The organism is Photobacterium sanguinicancri (genome assembly GCF_024346675.1).
Classification (GTDB): domain Bacteria; phylum Pseudomonadota; class Gammaproteobacteria; order Enterobacterales; family Vibrionaceae; genus Photobacterium; species Photobacterium sanguinicancri.
Window position 1 is genome coordinate 112,517 of sequence record NZ_AP024851.1, and the last position, 15,621, is coordinate 128,137.

At 43.8% G+C, this 15,621-nt stretch carries 13 protein-coding genes; 7 read left to right on the top strand and 6 right to left on the bottom strand.

Translation table 11 applies throughout. The annotated features are described in order from the left end of the window. The first annotated feature begins 37 nt into the window (after positions 1-37). The 3 genes from dpaL to hydA all read left to right on the top strand — a co-directional run bounded on the left by dpaL (position 38) and on the right by hydA (position 4,421). Complete coding sequence (dpaL, locus tag OCU87_RS17480) at positions 38-1,246, top strand: diaminopropionate ammonia-lyase (protein ID WP_261858943.1); 1,209 nt, start codon at positions 38-40, stop codon at positions 1,244-1,246. 222 nt (positions 1,247-1,468) lie between these two features. Beyond that, entirely contained in the window at positions 1,469-2,680 is a 1,212-nt protein-coding gene (locus tag OCU87_RS17485) for a YgeY family selenium metabolism-linked hydrolase (protein WP_062691489.1), read from the top strand. Positions 2,681-2,963: 283 nt separating this feature from the next. Then, positions 2,964-4,421 carry a dihydropyrimidinase gene (hydA, locus tag OCU87_RS17490; RefSeq protein WP_315972494.1) on the top strand — a complete coding sequence of 486 codons (1,458 nt, stop codon included), beginning with the start codon at positions 2,964-2,966 and terminating at the stop codon, positions 4,419-4,421. A gap of 126 nt (positions 4,422-4,547) precedes the next feature. On the opposite strand, the gene OCU87_RS17495 is transcribed toward hydA, so the two are convergent. The 3 genes from OCU87_RS17495 to OCU87_RS17505 all read right to left on the bottom strand — a co-directional run bounded on the left by OCU87_RS17495 (position 4,548) and on the right by OCU87_RS17505 (position 7,948). Continuing rightward, on the bottom strand, positions 4,548-5,918 hold the full coding sequence (locus tag OCU87_RS17495) for an MATE family efflux transporter (protein ID WP_261858944.1): 1,371 nt from the start codon (positions 5,916-5,918) through the stop codon (positions 4,548-4,550). A 117-nt stretch (positions 5,919-6,035) separates the two neighbouring features. Then, positions 6,036-6,938 (bottom strand): LysR family transcriptional regulator, encoded by a 903-nt coding sequence (locus OCU87_RS17500; RefSeq protein WP_062691483.1) that lies wholly within the window; start codon positions 6,936-6,938, stop codon positions 6,036-6,038. Positions 6,939-7,075: 137 nt separating this feature from the next. Continuing rightward, positions 7,076-7,948 carry a LysR family transcriptional regulator gene (locus OCU87_RS17505; RefSeq protein WP_261859370.1) on the bottom strand — a complete coding sequence of 291 codons (873 nt, stop codon included), beginning with the start codon at positions 7,946-7,948 and terminating at the stop codon, positions 7,076-7,078. A 129-nt stretch (positions 7,949-8,077) separates the two neighbouring features. Here OCU87_RS17505 and OCU87_RS17510 point away from each other — a divergent pair, with 129 nt between their 5' ends. After that, complete coding sequence (locus OCU87_RS17510; RefSeq protein ID WP_261858945.1) at positions 8,078-8,506, top strand: PACE efflux transporter; 429 nt, start codon at positions 8,078-8,080, stop codon at positions 8,504-8,506. Between the two features lie 165 nt (positions 8,507-8,671). Here the strand turns inward: OCU87_RS17510 and OCU87_RS17515 are convergent, their stop codons facing one another. Further along, positions 8,672-9,058: a hypothetical protein gene (locus OCU87_RS17515; RefSeq protein WP_261858946.1), complete on the bottom strand. Its 387-nt coding sequence runs from the start codon at positions 9,056-9,058 to the stop codon at positions 8,672-8,674. Positions 9,059-9,622: 564 nt separating this feature from the next. Here OCU87_RS17515 and OCU87_RS17520 point away from each other — a divergent pair. From OCU87_RS17520 to OCU87_RS17530, 3 genes are all read left to right on the top strand, one after another. Beyond that, entirely contained in the window at positions 9,623-10,267 is a 645-nt protein-coding gene (locus tag OCU87_RS17520; protein ID WP_261858947.1) for a 2OG-Fe dioxygenase family protein, read from the top strand. Then, positions 10,264-11,508, top strand: coding sequence for a cysteine desulfurase-like protein (locus OCU87_RS17525; RefSeq protein ID WP_261858948.1), 1,245 nt, complete (start codon positions 10,264-10,266; stop codon positions 11,506-11,508). The genes OCU87_RS17520 and OCU87_RS17525 overlap by 4 nt, the downstream gene beginning before the upstream one ends. Positions 11,509-11,781: 273 nt before the next feature. Beyond that, positions 11,782-11,994 (top strand): hypothetical protein, encoded by a 213-nt coding sequence (locus OCU87_RS17530; protein ID WP_062691479.1) that lies wholly within the window; start codon positions 11,782-11,784, stop codon positions 11,992-11,994. A 138-nt stretch (positions 11,995-12,132) separates the two neighbouring features. Here OCU87_RS17530 and sstT read toward each other — a convergent pair whose 3' ends face one another. Together sstT and OCU87_RS17540 are read right to left on the bottom strand one after the other, a co-directional pair. Beyond that, entirely contained in the window at positions 12,133-13,371 is a 1,239-nt protein-coding gene (gene sstT, locus OCU87_RS17535; protein WP_261858949.1) for a serine/threonine transporter SstT, read from the bottom strand. 503 nt (positions 13,372-13,874) lie between these two features. After that, on the bottom strand, positions 13,875-15,617 hold the full coding sequence (locus OCU87_RS17540; RefSeq protein WP_261858950.1) for a BatD family protein: 1,743 nt from the start codon (positions 15,615-15,617) through the stop codon (positions 13,875-13,877). Between the last annotated feature and the right edge of the window lie 4 nt (positions 15,618-15,621).

The following is a 15,621-nucleotide window of genomic DNA, read 5'->3' on the forward strand; positions in this document are numbered from 1 at the left end:
TAACCCCCGCCTTTTCTTTCTCTTATTTTTATGAGGTATGGTCGTGTCTACGTTCACTCTAAAAATGGAGATCGCCGATAACCGCCACTATAACGGTCAGCTTTCTCCACTATTCACCGCCATCGAGGCGGAAAAAGCCCGTGCATTCCACCAAGCGGTGGAAGGATATCAACCCACACCATTACATTCCCTTGACTGCCTAGCTAATGTAATTGGTGTAGAAAAAATCTTAGTCAAAGATGAAGCCTACCGCTTCGATTTGAGTGCATTCAAAATGCTAGGAGGGGCTTATGCTATTGCCCGTCTGCTGTGTGATGAGTTCAAGCTCGATATCAATGCTTTTGATTTCGCTAAACTAAAAAACGATATTACAGAAAAAATGACTTTCGCAACGGCAACCGATGGTAACCATGGTCGTGGTGTTGCGTGGGCAGCCAATAAGCTCGGTCAGAATGCCGTCGTGTACATGCCAAAAGGCGCGGCAGATGAGCGAGTGAATAATATCAGAGCCTTGGGCGCGGAATGTATTGTCACCGACATGAATTATGACGATACCGTTCGCCTTGCCATTAAAACAGCGAATGAAAACGGCTGGAAAGTGGTGCAAGACACAGCATGGGAAGGGTATACCGAAATTCCTACTTGGATCATGCAAGGTTACACCACCATGGCGGCAGAAGCTGTTGATCAAATGACAGCCATGGCTGTTGAACGTCCGACGCATGTTTTCCTTCAAGCCGGTGTTGGTGCGATGGCTGGTGGTGTGCTTGGCTACCTTTGTGAGCAGTATGGTCCTGATAACTTGCACTCTGTAGTTATCGAGCCAGATAACGCTGATTGTATCTACCGTTCAGGTATCAGTGAGAAGGGTGAAATGGTCAATGTTAATGGTGATCTTGAAACCATCATGGTTGGCTTGGCCTGCGGTGAGCCGAATCCTATTGGTTGGCCAGTACTTCGTGATTGTTCTACCCAGTTTGTTTCTTGCCAAGACAGTGTTGCGGCACTCGGTATGCGAGTTCTCGGCAACCCACAAGGTAGCGACCCAAGGATTGTTTCTGGTGAGTCTGGTGCCGTAGGGGCTGGTTTGCTTGCCGCTGTGCATTTTCACCCAGAAAAAGAACAATTGATGGCAAAGCTAGGCCTCAATAAAGATTCTGTGGTGCTCCTAATTAATACCGAAGGCGATACCGACCCTGTCCATTATCGTGAAGTTGTATGGGGCGGTAAGCATCAAACGATTTGAGTTTTGCAAGTTAGTTAATAGCTGTATGAAAGCGTTTATTGATGTTTATACCCTCGCGCTTTCTCTCTGCTCTGACACTAACTAGCGTCACTGAATGATTAAAAAATTAATACACCCAAATTTCAAATTTAGCGTCGTGTCAGCGTCATCAAAAAGGCAGGATGCCGTGAAAATCGATCATACCGAGTGTGATGACCACCGCTCGGTTCAAGGAGAATTATAATGAATATTCCATTCACTCAAGTACTGGACAAAGCCCAAGAATATAAAGCGGATATGACTCGCTTCCTTCGTGACATGATTGCGATTCCAAGTGAAAGTTGTAACGAAGAAAAAGTCGTTTTACGCATTAAAGAAGAGATGGAAAAAGTCGGCTTTGACAAGGTTGAAATCGACCCAATGGGTAACGTACTCGGTTGGATTGGTCATGGTCCTCATCTCATTGCTATGGATGCACATATCGATACCGTGGGTATCGGTAACATGAATAACTGGAACTTCGACCCATACGAAGGTATGGAAGATGACGAAGTGATCGGTGGCCGTGGTGCATCGGATCAAGAAGGTGGTATGGCGTCGATGGTTTACGCCGGTAAGATAATCAAAGATCTTGGCTTGGAAGACGAATATACCTTGCTTGTGACTGGTACGGTTCAAGAAGAAGATTGTGACGGTCTTTGCTGGCAGTACATCATTCAAGAAAGCAATATCCGCCCTGAATTTGTGGTATCAACAGAACCAACAGATTGTCAGATTTATCGTGGTCAGCGTGGCCGTATGGAAATCCGAGTTGATGTTGCAGGTGTGAGCTGTCACGGTTCTGCACCGGAGCGTGGTGACAACGCCATCTTTAAGATGGGCCATATGCTCAACGACATCGAGAAACTCTCTTCAAATCTTGGCGATGACCCATTCTTAGGGAAAGGTACATTGACCGTATCTGAAGTGTTCTACACCTCACCAAGCCGCTGTGCGGTTGCAGATAGTTGTGCAATTTCTATTGACCGTCGTTTGACTTGGGGCGAAACATGGGAAGGTGCTATCAAAGAAATCGAAGAGCTGGACTCCGTTAAAAAGTTTGGTGGTAAAGTCTCTATGTACGACTATGACCGCCCAGCCTACACTGGTTTAGTTTATCCGACAGAATGTTATTTCCCAGCTTGGGTTATTGATGAAGAGCATGTTGCGACTAAGACACTAGAAGCTTCTTACGAGTTACTGTTCGACAAAAAACCAACCGTTGATAAGTGGACCTTCTCTACTAATGGCGTTTCTATCATGGGTCGTTATGGTATTCCTGTTATCGGTTTTGGCCCTGGTAAAGAGCCTGAAGCTCACGCGCCAAACGAGAAAACTTGGAAAGATCACTTAGTCACTTGTGCAGCGATGTACGCTGTTATCCCTCAGATGTACTTGAGTGAACTCAAAAAATAGTTTTTGTAACGACAGAAGGAGGATATCAAGCTCTGCTTATTCCTCCTTTCCATCCTAGGGGCGTTGGTAACATCTCACCTAGGGTGGATTTCTTGTTTGTAACGCTGATGCTTTCTGTTTCTTTTGTCCATTAATGTGAGTCAATGTTTTAACGGGCAAAAGAAAGAGTAATGTGAACCAATCCTTAATTGAGTTTGCTGTAAGGCCAATTTTAGTTGACCTCTATTTTAATTGACCACTACTTTAATTGACCACGACAAAGAGTAGATCGAAGGAAGATACTATGTTTTCAGCGGCTTCGGAAAAAACATCACAACGCCAATCGGACAGTTTTCGTCAGTGCCAACCAAGGACAATGCTGCTTCGTCAAGGGATAGTGGTTGATCATATACAAGAGCAAAAAGCCGATATTCTTATCATTGACGGTAAAATCGCTGAAATAGCCCCAGAAATTCATACTATTCCTAAGTCGTGTGAAATTATTGAAGCTACGGGTTTATATGTGATGCCTGGCGGTATTGATGTCCATACCCACTTCAATATTGATGTCGGTATCGCTCGTAGTTGTGATGACTTTCTTTCTGGCACTCGTTCAGCCGCTTGTGGCGGTACCACTATGGTCATTGATCATATGGGATTTGGCCCCAAAGGATGCAGTCTCCATCATCAGCTCAATGTCTACCAAGCGTATGCCAAGGATACGGCAGCAATTGACTACAGCTTTCATGGCGTTATTCAGCACGTTAACGACGACATTCTCGGTGAAATGGCATCTATGGTTGAAGAGGAGGGGATATCCAGCTTTAAGCTATATCTTACCTATGGCTATAAGCTCGATGATGCCGAGGTTTTAAAGGCTCTCATGCAGCTTAAACAAGTAGGTGCGTTGGCAACCGTCCATCCAGAGAACGATGCTGCGATTGCCTTGCGGCGAGCACAGTTGCTTGAGCAAGGTAAAACTCAACCTAAATACCATGCGATAAGCCGCCCGCTTGAATGTGAAGCAGAAGCTATCGCGCGAATGATCAATCTAGCCAAGTTAGCGGGTGATGCTCCGTTGTATATTGTTCACCTTTCTAATGGATTGGGCTTGGATTATGCGCGTCTTGCGCGCAACAACCACCAACCAGTATGGGTTGAAACCTGCCCGCAATATCTGATCCTTGATGATAGCTGCTATGAAAAAGAAGATGCTCTGAAATACATTCTGAGTCCGCCATTACGGCCTGCCACTGAGCGAGAAAAATTGTGGGCAGGGCTAGTGGATGGGAGTATTGATACCATAGCGACCGATCATTGTTCATTCACCTACCATGAGCAAAAACAACGCGGCAAAGACAACTTTAGTGCATGTCCAAATGGCATGCCTGGTGTTGAAACCCGAATGCCACTGATGTTTTCGGAAGGTGTGATGAAAGGGCGCTTTAGTCCGAGCCGCTTTGTTGAATTAACCAGTTACCTTCCAGCCAAACTGTTTGGCCTTTATCCTCAAAAAGGGGCATTACAGGTGGGATCGGATGCTGATTTTGTGCTGTTTGACCCAGAAAAGAATGTCACGATCACTCACGATTTATTGCACGACAACGGCGATTACACCCCGTTTGAGAATATCCCAACCCAAGGTTGGCCCGTAATGACAATCAGCCGTGGAGAGGTTGTTGCACGTAATCGAGAATTTACGGGACAAGCAGGGAATGGCCGATTTATACCTCGAAAGGCGTTTGATGCGAATGTTCTCTAACGAGCACGGCAATAACACGTGATGATATGGATCTACACAGGCAACTCCTCCACATGAAGGAAGTGAAGTGGCATAGTTAATTTAGCCACTTCAATATAACCTCGCTACTGCGAGGTTTTTTATTATCTATATAGCGCAGTTGCTACTTTCTCTGCTTGGGCTTTTAGCCAGTTCTTTCACCCAGGCGCCGCTTTTAATTCGGTATAGGATAGGAATAAGTTTCAAACCTTCTTCCAGTAATACCGCACAAATAACAATCTCGACAGGCCAGCGAAACCAGAAAGCAAAGAGCAGTGAAAGGGGAACGGCTCCTAACCATTGTGCACAGAAATCGAGCTTCATGGTAAATTGCGTATCGCCCCCGCTTTTTAAAATACCAGACATGGCTGTCATCGTAATAGAGCGTAAAAAAATACTGGCTAAGATAAAAGGGAACAAGGTATACAGCATAGCTTGTACATCGGCTTCTATCGCGTTAAATAACCCCAACACATAATGTCGACTCAACCAAAGTAATCCCACTAAAATTAGCCCGACAGAAATGGCAGAAATAAATCCAGCGGTGACGTAATGGTTCAGTTCTTTTTGCTGAGCCGATCCTATTTTTTCACCAATTAAAATACCGACTGCCGCTGCACAGCCCCAACTTAATGCGGAAGCCATCACCTCTATAGGTGATAAAATAGAGATAGCCGCCAGTGCTGTCGTGCTAATGTTGCCGTAAATTGCATGGTATAAAAATACGCCGCCACTCCAAATAAACTCCCCAGCAATAATGGGTAAACTGATTTTTAAAAACGTTGCATGTTTAGGCCAATGCAGGGACTGCTTGCATACTTTGACTGAGAGCATCAAATAAGGCTGCTGGTTATAGATATAGAAGAAAAACAACAGGGTCGAAAGCAAACGAGCAGCCAGCGTTCCCCAAGCCGCTCCTATTAAACCAAGCGCAGGCAGCCCCCATAAACCAAAGATCAGTAGGTAGTTAAAAGTGACATTTAATACCAACTCAACCACAAACAGATACAACACCATTTTAGGCTTTTGCAACGCCCGCATGCCTGCACTCCAAATCACAGAAAATGCACTCACCAATACGGTCAGGGCCGTGATCTTTAAGTATCCAGTGGCCAATTCAATAATCGCCGCGTCGTTAGTCATTAAACCGGCAATGAGGGGAGCAAATAAGTAGAGCACAGGGACTAAAACCGCCGCCGTTAAGATGCTATAAAAAAGCCCGATATGGATCGTTTTGTTAAGTTCAGTCAGGTCTTTTGCACCCCAATATTGGGCACAAAAAATGGCCGTACCGCCACCGACACCAACAATTAGGTTGAGCACAAACCACAAGGTTTTCGCCCCGATGCCTGCCGCTGCAACTGTGTCGCCACCTAATTGGGCCAACATATAGGTATCAATAAAACCTAAACAAGAAAACAGCATGCTATGCAATGCGATGGGAACCGCGAGAGTAAATATTTTTTTATAAATAACCATAAACCTAACTGCATTATTTAATGTATAGAAGCTCTCGTTCACTGAACGGCGAGCACACTGATCCCTTTGCTTATTTAGCAAAAGAAGATAATTTTGTAATTAAATGAGGATCGTCAGCTAACGCTTGACGGGATCGGCGCTAAACCACTGCTGCATAAAATCAATAAAAGCCGATAAGCTGGCGCTGCGACGGAGTACCTGCGGATAGATAAGGAACATGTCGTTTTTGCAAATAAAATAGTTTTCCAATACTTGCACCAATTCTCCCGATTTTAGCGCGGGCTGAACCAAATAATCTGGCGCCTTGATGATGCCTTGCCCCTGCATGGCGGCATGCAACAATAAAAATTGGTTATTCGCGGAAAACGGGCCTTGTATATCCACGTCTACCCGAGTTTGACCATCATAAAAGGGCCAAGTTCTGATCTGAGGGGTGGATAAACAATGGTGATCCATGAGGTCGAGTGGTTGCTCAGGATGCGTAAACTTTTCTAAGTATTCAGGTGAAGCACAGCAAATATGCTGATAACTCGTCAGTTTTTTAGCCACCATATTTTCGGGTGGTGTTTCTGTTGATCGAATCGCTAGATCAAAAGGGCTTTGAGTAAGGTCATGTAGGTTATGGCTAACATCAATTTCAAACTCGATATTCTGATGTTTTTGTTTGAAGCGATGGCAGATCTCAGTCAAGTGGGATTGGCTAAACATTTCTGGCGCCGTGATCCTAAGTAATCCGCTTATCTCGCTTTTACTCTGATCTAACTCGCGCTCCATGCTGATTATAGCGCCGTTAATCTCCTGCATCTTCTCCAGTACTTTAAAGCCTGCCGGTGTGAGGCGTACTTGCCGCGTTGAGCGGATCAGCAAACTGGTCCCTAATTCTTTTTCTAGTTGCTTGATTTGGCTTGAAAGAAAGCTGCGAGAAATCGCTAAACTGTCTGCTGCTTTGGCGAAGCTTAATAATTTGGCCACTTCGCTAAAAAGAACGTAGCGCTCCACGCGTTTATGTAGTTTTTGCATAACGGCTCCTATCCATGTCCTTGCCTACGGCTGTATCCTTCGCCCCTTAGTGAGTGAAATATACCACACTAAAGTGTCGCTATTATGCGTTATAGAGCATTATGTATTTTTGTGGCTTTATTCCTTTTGAATGCCAGTTAAGTGAATTGCAATTCCTCAAGTAAGCGTTCCAACACCGGGCCCGATGAATGACAGCGTGAGACTAAGCAACCCGTTGTGGTTAGCCAGCCATCTTTTTCATGCGCAACGGGTAGTGCTACTAACTTCCCTTGTGCGATTAACGGCAGTGCTATTTCATCTGGAATAAGTGCCCAGCCTATTCCTTGGCATGCTAACTTAGCCAACATATTATGGTCATTGGCGTACCAAAATTTAGCGCTGATGCCATAGCTAAACCACAATTCTTTTTGTGTCGCATTGCGATGTACTATTTGGCGGTGCATTTTTAAATCTGAATCTTGGACAACGGCTAGGTTGGCCAGAGGGTGAGTCAGTGCTGTGACATTTAAAAAACGCGTCTGACCAAGAGTGAAAAAATCCATATCTTCTCTTAACTCACCATCTGCAAAAATGATCCCAACATGTGCTTTATTGGTACGAACCAGCTCTTCAGCATCATAGGTAGAGGCAGTAATTACCTCAAAATGGGTGATAGGAAATTGCTCTGCCATCAGAGAGAGTACATCCAATACATTTGGCGTCACTAGGCACTCGTCAATTGCGATGACTAATTCATTTTCAATGGCGTTATCGAGTGATTCGATCTTTTGGTCGAAATGTTGCTGTTGGCTTAAAATAGACTTTGCGATAGGCAATAAAGCCTGACCATTGCTCGTTAAACGGGGGACATTTTTATCTCGCGTAAACAATTTTTGGTTAATCGCTACCTCTAAATTTGCTACTGATTGACTTACGCCAGATTGAGCTCGCTTGAGTTTACGCGCAGCTGCAGAAAATGACCCAGATTCACACACAGTGACAAAAATTTTTAGTTGCTCGAAACTGTACATCATTGACGTCCATTGCATAGAAATTAACGCAAGGTATCACGAAGTGTGATAGCTGTTAACTTTCTTTATTTTTGCTAATCCGCATAATCGCGGCCTCTGAAGTCGAGACACTATTTAACTGGGGGAGTTATGGGGCGATTAGAGCGTCTATTTCACGCGATTACATTTGAGGTAATCGCGGTATCACTGTCCATCATAGGTTTGGCCATTTTTACCGATCACAACATTAGTCACTTATCAGGAACCATGATAGTAATTGCAACTATTGCGATGATATGGAACGTCATTTTTAACTGGATATTTGATAAATTCGTGCAGGGGCAAAAAGAGAAACGGTCACTGAAAATACGCATTGTGCACGTATTATTATTTGAGGCGGGTTTGTTGTTTGCCACGGTTCCTGTCATGGCTTACATACTTAATGTCAGTATTTTAGAAGCATTAGCAATGGATATTGGCGTCACTATCTTTATCACCGTCTACGCATTTGTCTTCAACCTTGCTTACGATCATATTCGTGCTTATATCGTTGCCAGACGCTCGCTTGCAATGGCTTAGTAAATATTGCTGATACATTTCGGTTTTTTGCCATCTGTTGTGCCAATAATTCGGGTAATTATCGGAATTACTTTCAACATCCAGCTAATGGTTGGCAAATCCGGTTTTTTAAAAGGGAAAGCACATTCTTGTGCTTTCCACCTATCGGTTCGCTTGGAGCCATAATTACTCTATGGTCTCAAAGTAGAACTTGTATTCACGTACACCGTCTATCTGAACACCTTTTTCTCTCAACTCAAGGTACTGTTTAATTTTAATTGTTCTGAAATCCATAGCCTTCAGCGCAAGGATTATCCGTAGTTCATCCATTGAACGCGACTTAGCTTCAGAGCTACAGGTACCACAGACAACATGAGCCTTTTCCTTAAAGCCAATCTGATTAAGCCAGCTCAGCTCTTTCGGCTCTTTACGCTTGCCACAAAAGTAGCAGCGATTCTCTTGCTTTAATGCGGCCTGTTCTCTTAAAGCTTTAGGGCTTGGTGATTTGATTGGTGGGGTAGTGTTAGTCTTCTTATTACCACTGAACATAGGGAACTGAACGACATTAGTCATTGGGATTGCTCTTAATCATTAAGGTATACAGCACGTAACTGAACATTATTGGCATGTGTCTTTATATCCTATTTCTTGCGCATTCAATTAGTCAAATTACTATTTTATTTACGATGCGGGCTAAGGGCTTAGCCAATGTGTTCGATTAAATAATACAAGACACTTTTCACGGCGAGCTCTTTTATTATAAGGCGTAATTAAAACGAACTTTAGGATGATGTGTCGTTAAAAAATAAGTTAATGATGCTGCTATCTGTATAGCTTAACCGTTGTTTTTCTTTTGAAAAGCAATTACTAATCAATGGTTTAAGTTACATCTTAGCTAACAAAGCTGCATTTATCTGCCATGAAACCCAAATATAAGATTATAAGTCTACTCCTGCGTTTATTTTTGGTGTTTTATTTTTAATATTGATGGAAAGGTGAAATAACAGACCTATATCACTTGGCAAGAGCGGAAAAATAATGAATCCTAAATGTAGCGCGAATGTTAATTGACTGAGGTGTTAGCTGTATTAGAAAACACTGAAAGAATAAGCATTGTATGAACGTTAGGAGCTAATAATGAACGCGACATTGGAACGTACACTTCAACTGACTCAACTCAGTGGTAAAGCCGTAAATGATCTTTCATCGTCATTTCACGATTTGCCGAAGACCAAGCATGCCGATGGGCAATACCGTCTTCGTCGCTACTCTATAGTGAAAGTGCGTGATACAGGCATTGTTCACCTAGCTGCACGTGAGTTTGTTCAGTCTGATGACATTAATACGTTTCAAGGTAATGTCAGCCGATCGTTTGAAGTGATAGAAGATGATGTCATCAACAGCCAAGGCATGTTTGAAATGTGTCGTGTCTTCCGAGATGCCAATCATCTTAGCGCAGAACATGAAATTGAAATTCACCAAATGCGCATCGCGACGAGTGAAGATGAAACACAGGTTGCTCCTGAAGGGGTTCATCAAGATGGCTTTCAGCATATCGCGGTGATTGGCATCGATCGCCATAATATCGAAGGCGGTGATTTCTTGGTGTACCGTGAAAAAAACGCTCAACCGTTTTTGAGTATGGCATTACAGCAGGGTGAGGTGGCTATCTTGGCTGATAACCAACTATGGCATAACGCGCGCCCAATTAAAGCGGTGAAGAAAGATCACCAAGGTTATATGGATGTGTTTGTGCTTACTGCAAAAGGGGCTGTGGTATGAGTTTTTCTCCAGAAGCGGTACGACGATTGTTTCCAGCGCTTACGCAAAAAGTGAATGGGAAGCCTGTATATTTCTTTGATGGTCCTGGCGGTTCGCAGGTGCCTCAATCTGTGCTGGATACGATGACAGCCTACTTAGGGCGTTATAATTCTAATTTAGGTGGTGCTTTCTTTTCTAGTGTGGTGACAACGTCACTTATGGGCGATGCGCGTTTATCGGCACAAGCGCTACTTGGGGCTGAGTCTGCCGACAATATTGTATTTGGTGCCAATATGACATCACTGACATTTCAATTAAGTCGGGCAATCAGCCGAGATTGGAAAGCAGGTGATGAGATCATCGTAACAGCACTTGATCACTATTCTAACGTGTCGAGTTGGCAGCAAGCTGCAGAAGATAAAGGCGTGATTGTGCATCAGGTACGGGTAAACCCTGAGGACTGTACGCTCGATTACGATCACTTAGCGTCGTTAATCAATGATAAAACCCAGTTAGTTGCGGTAACGTACGCATCAAATACGACGGGGTCTTTGGTCGATGTTAAGCGTGTAACAGACGCTGCCCATAGTGTGGGAGCGAAAGTGTATGTGGATGCTGTGCATTATGTGCCGCACAACTTGGTGGATGTACAAGCGCTAGGGTGCGACTTTTTAGCGTGTTCAGCTTATAAGTTCTTTGGCCCACATTTGGGTGTTGCTTATATTGCGCCTAAGTGGCTTCAAACCATTACACCGTATAAAGTTGAGCCTGCAACGAATGAAGGCCCTGGTCGTTTTGAAACGGGAACGCAAAGCTTTGAAGCATTGGCGGGTTTTATCGCAGCAGTGCATTATTTAGCGCAATGGGGTAATGACGAGACGTCACTGCGAGCGCAGTTAATATCGAGCTTCGCGCAATATCAAAGCCACGAGCAAGCACTAAGCCGTTACTTTATTAATAAGTCGGCAGCGTTCAGTAATCTTGTGTTATATGGCATCAAAGATGTTGAACGCGTACAAGAACGCACACCCACTTTTGCGATATGTATCGAGGGTGTAGCCCCTGCGGATGTTGCTGGGCATTTAGCAAAGGATAATATGTGCGTGTGGAACGGACACTTTTATGCCCTTGGTTTAATTGAGCAGCTAGGTTTACTTCAACAGGGTGGCGTGATCCGTATTGGCATGATGCATTACAATACGAAACAAGAAATAGATATATTATTTGAAAATCTTACACCATTTTTGCAAAACAATAATTAGCACGACCTATAATAATAACACCTGAGTTTCCCCCAAAACTGTCACAGGCTCACCTTAGTTATCTTTTATAAAGTGAACTAACAACGGGCTAACTAATAACGAAATGGGCACTACAATCTTGTGGGCTCATTCGTTTTTTCCTTTCAATTATCTCTCTACTTCTTCGTATTATATTCTGGTGTACTTCACTGCACGCAAACATGCTGTAATTTACTTTTGTTACGCGATTAGCTATGTATAATTAATGGTATAGATAACGAAAGAGATAGCATTATGCTTAAATATATTGTCATTGCCCTTGTGGGTTTAGGTGTTTACCTTGGCGTTACATACAAAGATGAAATCGAAGATGTGACCAACTCTCGCCAAATGGAAGAAGTTCAAGACATGTATGAAGATGCCAAAGATCAAGCGGCTGATAAAGCGAGTGAATTATCAGATAAAGCCGATGAGCTATCTTCACAGCTGAAAGACCTGACTAAGTAAGTAGCGTTTTACAGCATGATTAATCCGAGTATTACGGGTTGATAATAGACATTAAAAAAGCGGCAACCTTATCGGTTGCCGCTTTTTTTTTCTGTCTGTCAGCACGTGAGTGCGTACTTGCGGATAGACGTTGAAGTATTATGAAACGGTCTGTGCCGAAGCTTCTTTTGCTTCTGCTGCACGGCATGCCGCGGCAGTGAAGATAACGTCTGTTGAGCTGTTTAGTGCTGTTTCCGCTGAATCTTGAATAACACCAATGATGAAACCAACCGCTACAACCTGCATCGCAATTTCATTTGGAATACCAAATAGGCTAGAGGCCAGTGGGATCAATAGTAGTGAACCACCTGCAACACCAGAGGCACCACAAGCAGACACTGCGGCAACAAGGCTAAGTAATAGCGCTGTTGCAATATCCACCTCTACGCCCAGAGTATGAACTGCGGCAAGGGTAAGTACGGTGATAGTAATTGCAGCACCACCCATATTGATGGTTGCACCTAGCGGAATAGACACTGAGTACGTATCTTCATGCAAGTCTAAGTCTTTACACAATTGCATGTTCACAGGAATATTCGCAGCAGAACTACGGGTAAAGAAGGCCGTAATACCACTTTCACGTACACAGCGAAGTACAAGCGGGTAAGGGTTTTGCTTGGTTTTTACAAACACAATAACTGGGTTCACAACAAACGCAATGATTGCCATTGAACCAAGTAGCACGCCAAGAAGATGCGCGTAGCTCGCCAATGCTGAAAAACCTGTTGCTGCGAACGTGTTAGCGACTAGACCAAAAATACCAATAGGGGCTAGACGGATAACGAAACGTACGATCAAGGTTACGCCGTCAGACATGTCTTGGAAGACTTGCTTCGTTGCATCACTTGCTTTGTGAAGTGCAAAGCCCAATGCAATAGCCCAAGCCAGAATACCAATGAAGTTACCTGTCATTAGTGCATTGATTGGATTATCAACGACCTTAAAAAGTAAGGTGTTAATAACTTCTGCAATGCCTTCTGGCGGTGTTGCATTAGTACTATCGGCGACAAGCGTCAAAGTGGTTGGGAAAAGGAAGCTCATTGCGACAGCGGTTACAGCAGCCATAAAGGTGCCCAATAAATACAGCACGATAATCGGCTTCATATTGGTGTGTGCACCTTTTTTCTGATTGGCAATTGATGATGCAACCAGAATAAAGACAAGAATGGGCGCGACAGCTTTCAAAGCGCTAACAAAAAGATTACCTAAGAAACTGGCTTTAGCGGCTGAATCTGGGCTGATAGTTGCGAGTAGAATACCGGCAACAATACCAATGATGATCTGAATAACTAGACTACCGTTGGCGACTCGGGCGAGAAAAGGTTGTGTTTGGTTCATAATACATCCTGCATTTTTATATTTGACGAAGCGTTTTATCTTGCTTCCGAAACAATTTTTAACAGGATCTAAGACTGATTACTAGTCATCTTTTTAGAAACCACTATTTAACACGTGATTAACCTATATTTATCTTTGATTATTGAGAACAGGGTATACGCCACACTGGCAAGGGGTTGCGGGTAATTTGCGGGGTGTCGTGTTGTCGTTAATTGTTAAATATGGGTAGTTGGGTGCGCTTTTTTACATGTGCCGGTGATGGTTTTTTAGGTTGCTTGTAACTAAATGTAAGTGAGTTTCCTAGCATGACGGTGGATTATTTTAGCGTCCAATAGATTACTCAAATGTATTCATAGCCACTTACTATGCCTAGTACCTTAAGATGCAAAGCCACTTAATATACCTAGCAACTTAATATGTGTAGCAACGTTGTGTTTAGCTTTGTTCATTGACCGTGCTGTATATAAGCACGGTCAATAAACTGAACTAGCGATTACTTATGCTTACTGCCCTTTAGCTGAAGATGGATTCTTCTTACTTTGTGAAGGCGTAAGAGGAGCTAAGGCCTCGTGAGCGACAGATTGAAGTAAATGTTTATTTGCTTGGCCTAATAAAGCGAGCAATGCCTGATTATCCCAAGTGTGCGAACGTGCACTGTAGTGGGCTTCCATCATCGTATTCACCTCGGCCGCGACACGTTCGATATAATCCGCTTGATAGTCACAGTGTTGCCACTGTTGATAGTAAGATTGTACCTGTATCGGCTGATTGGCTTGAACGGCAGCCAGTAGATACGATAGCACTTGACCGTTAGTTGATGGTGCCGAATGCGGTGCTTGTTGCGCTTGCTGTTGTGATGATAGCTGTGGACGTTTTTTGTGACGTTCTTTTAACCAAAAACCGGTCGTTAGCAACCATAGCGAGGTGACAATTGCGGTTAACCACGGCCAAAAACCAGCATCTTTCACCATCTGTACTTCAACGGCGTTTGCCGTATTTGCTGTAGGTTGGGAGGCGGGTTCATTTAAGATCGGCAGTTGAACATTATTGCTGAGGTCACCTTCTTTTACAGCTAATGTTAAGCCGTCAACGTGAGTTGTTTGTTGCTGATTACTGCTGGTATTCCACCAGTTAATCGTAAGAGGTGGTAAGCGAAGTTCACCAACTTCACGAGGGATAATGACTTGCTTAATCATCATACTGGTATAGCCATTCTGTTGGCCATACACGGGCTTTTCGCTGTAAACACGAACAGAACTTGGGTAATCAATATTCAGGTTTGGCATGCTACTTTGAGCAACATCCTTGATTCTTAACGTTAATGTACGTGTGATCGGATCGCCAACGCGAGCAGTGGTAGAACTGGGGTTCCATGTTTGATCCAGTTGTAGATCGGCCGTTGGTAACCATAACCCTTGGAAGTTACTTGGTTTGGGTTTAACGGTTAGCGTTATATCATCTGTTTTCTTGTCGAACGGTACGCTAAGTGTTGAGCCAAAGCCGCGACTCCCTTTCACCACGCTGGTTTTAAATTGTGCACCTTTTAGAACGATGTCTCCGCTCTCGAAAGGGGTAAGTTGATACTGACGGGTAATTTCAATATAACGGCGACCATTCAAAAGACGCTCAGCTTGTTTGTCTTCACCTTGTTGAACAATATCAATGCCTTTTGCTTCAGGTGCCACTAGTGCAGCTTGATCCAGTTGCTCGGCAATTAATATTCTCACCGTAAGTCGCGCGCTTTCACCGACATATAAGGTTTGTTTGTCGAGTGAACTGCTCAGTTTAATATTAGGTTCGGAACTGGTGGCTACATTTGCTGACTTGAGTACCTTAATCGAGATCGGCTCGCTAGTTGTTGCGCCAATACGAAAGCTTGGAATCGTCGCTGTGCCAACAGCTTTAGCTGCTACGGCAATACGCCACTGAGTGCTGCTTGAGAGCGTACCGTTACTGTATGCATTGTTACTGCTTACACTCGGTCGTCCATACGTGAAGTTCTCTCCTAATGCGGATAGATCCAATGAATTTGGGTTAACGTTACTGTCGATAGCAATCGTAAGTTGGAATACTTCATTCACAGCGACAATGTTTTTCGACACCGTCGCTTCAACTTGTGCGGCCTGAGCCATAACAGGGATTAAAGCGCACGCACTCAGGGCTAACCATGCCATAACGTGACGAAGGCGTGACAGTATCCATGAGAAAGACGCAACCTGATGTTGCGATTGAATTCTATTTTTCATTCTA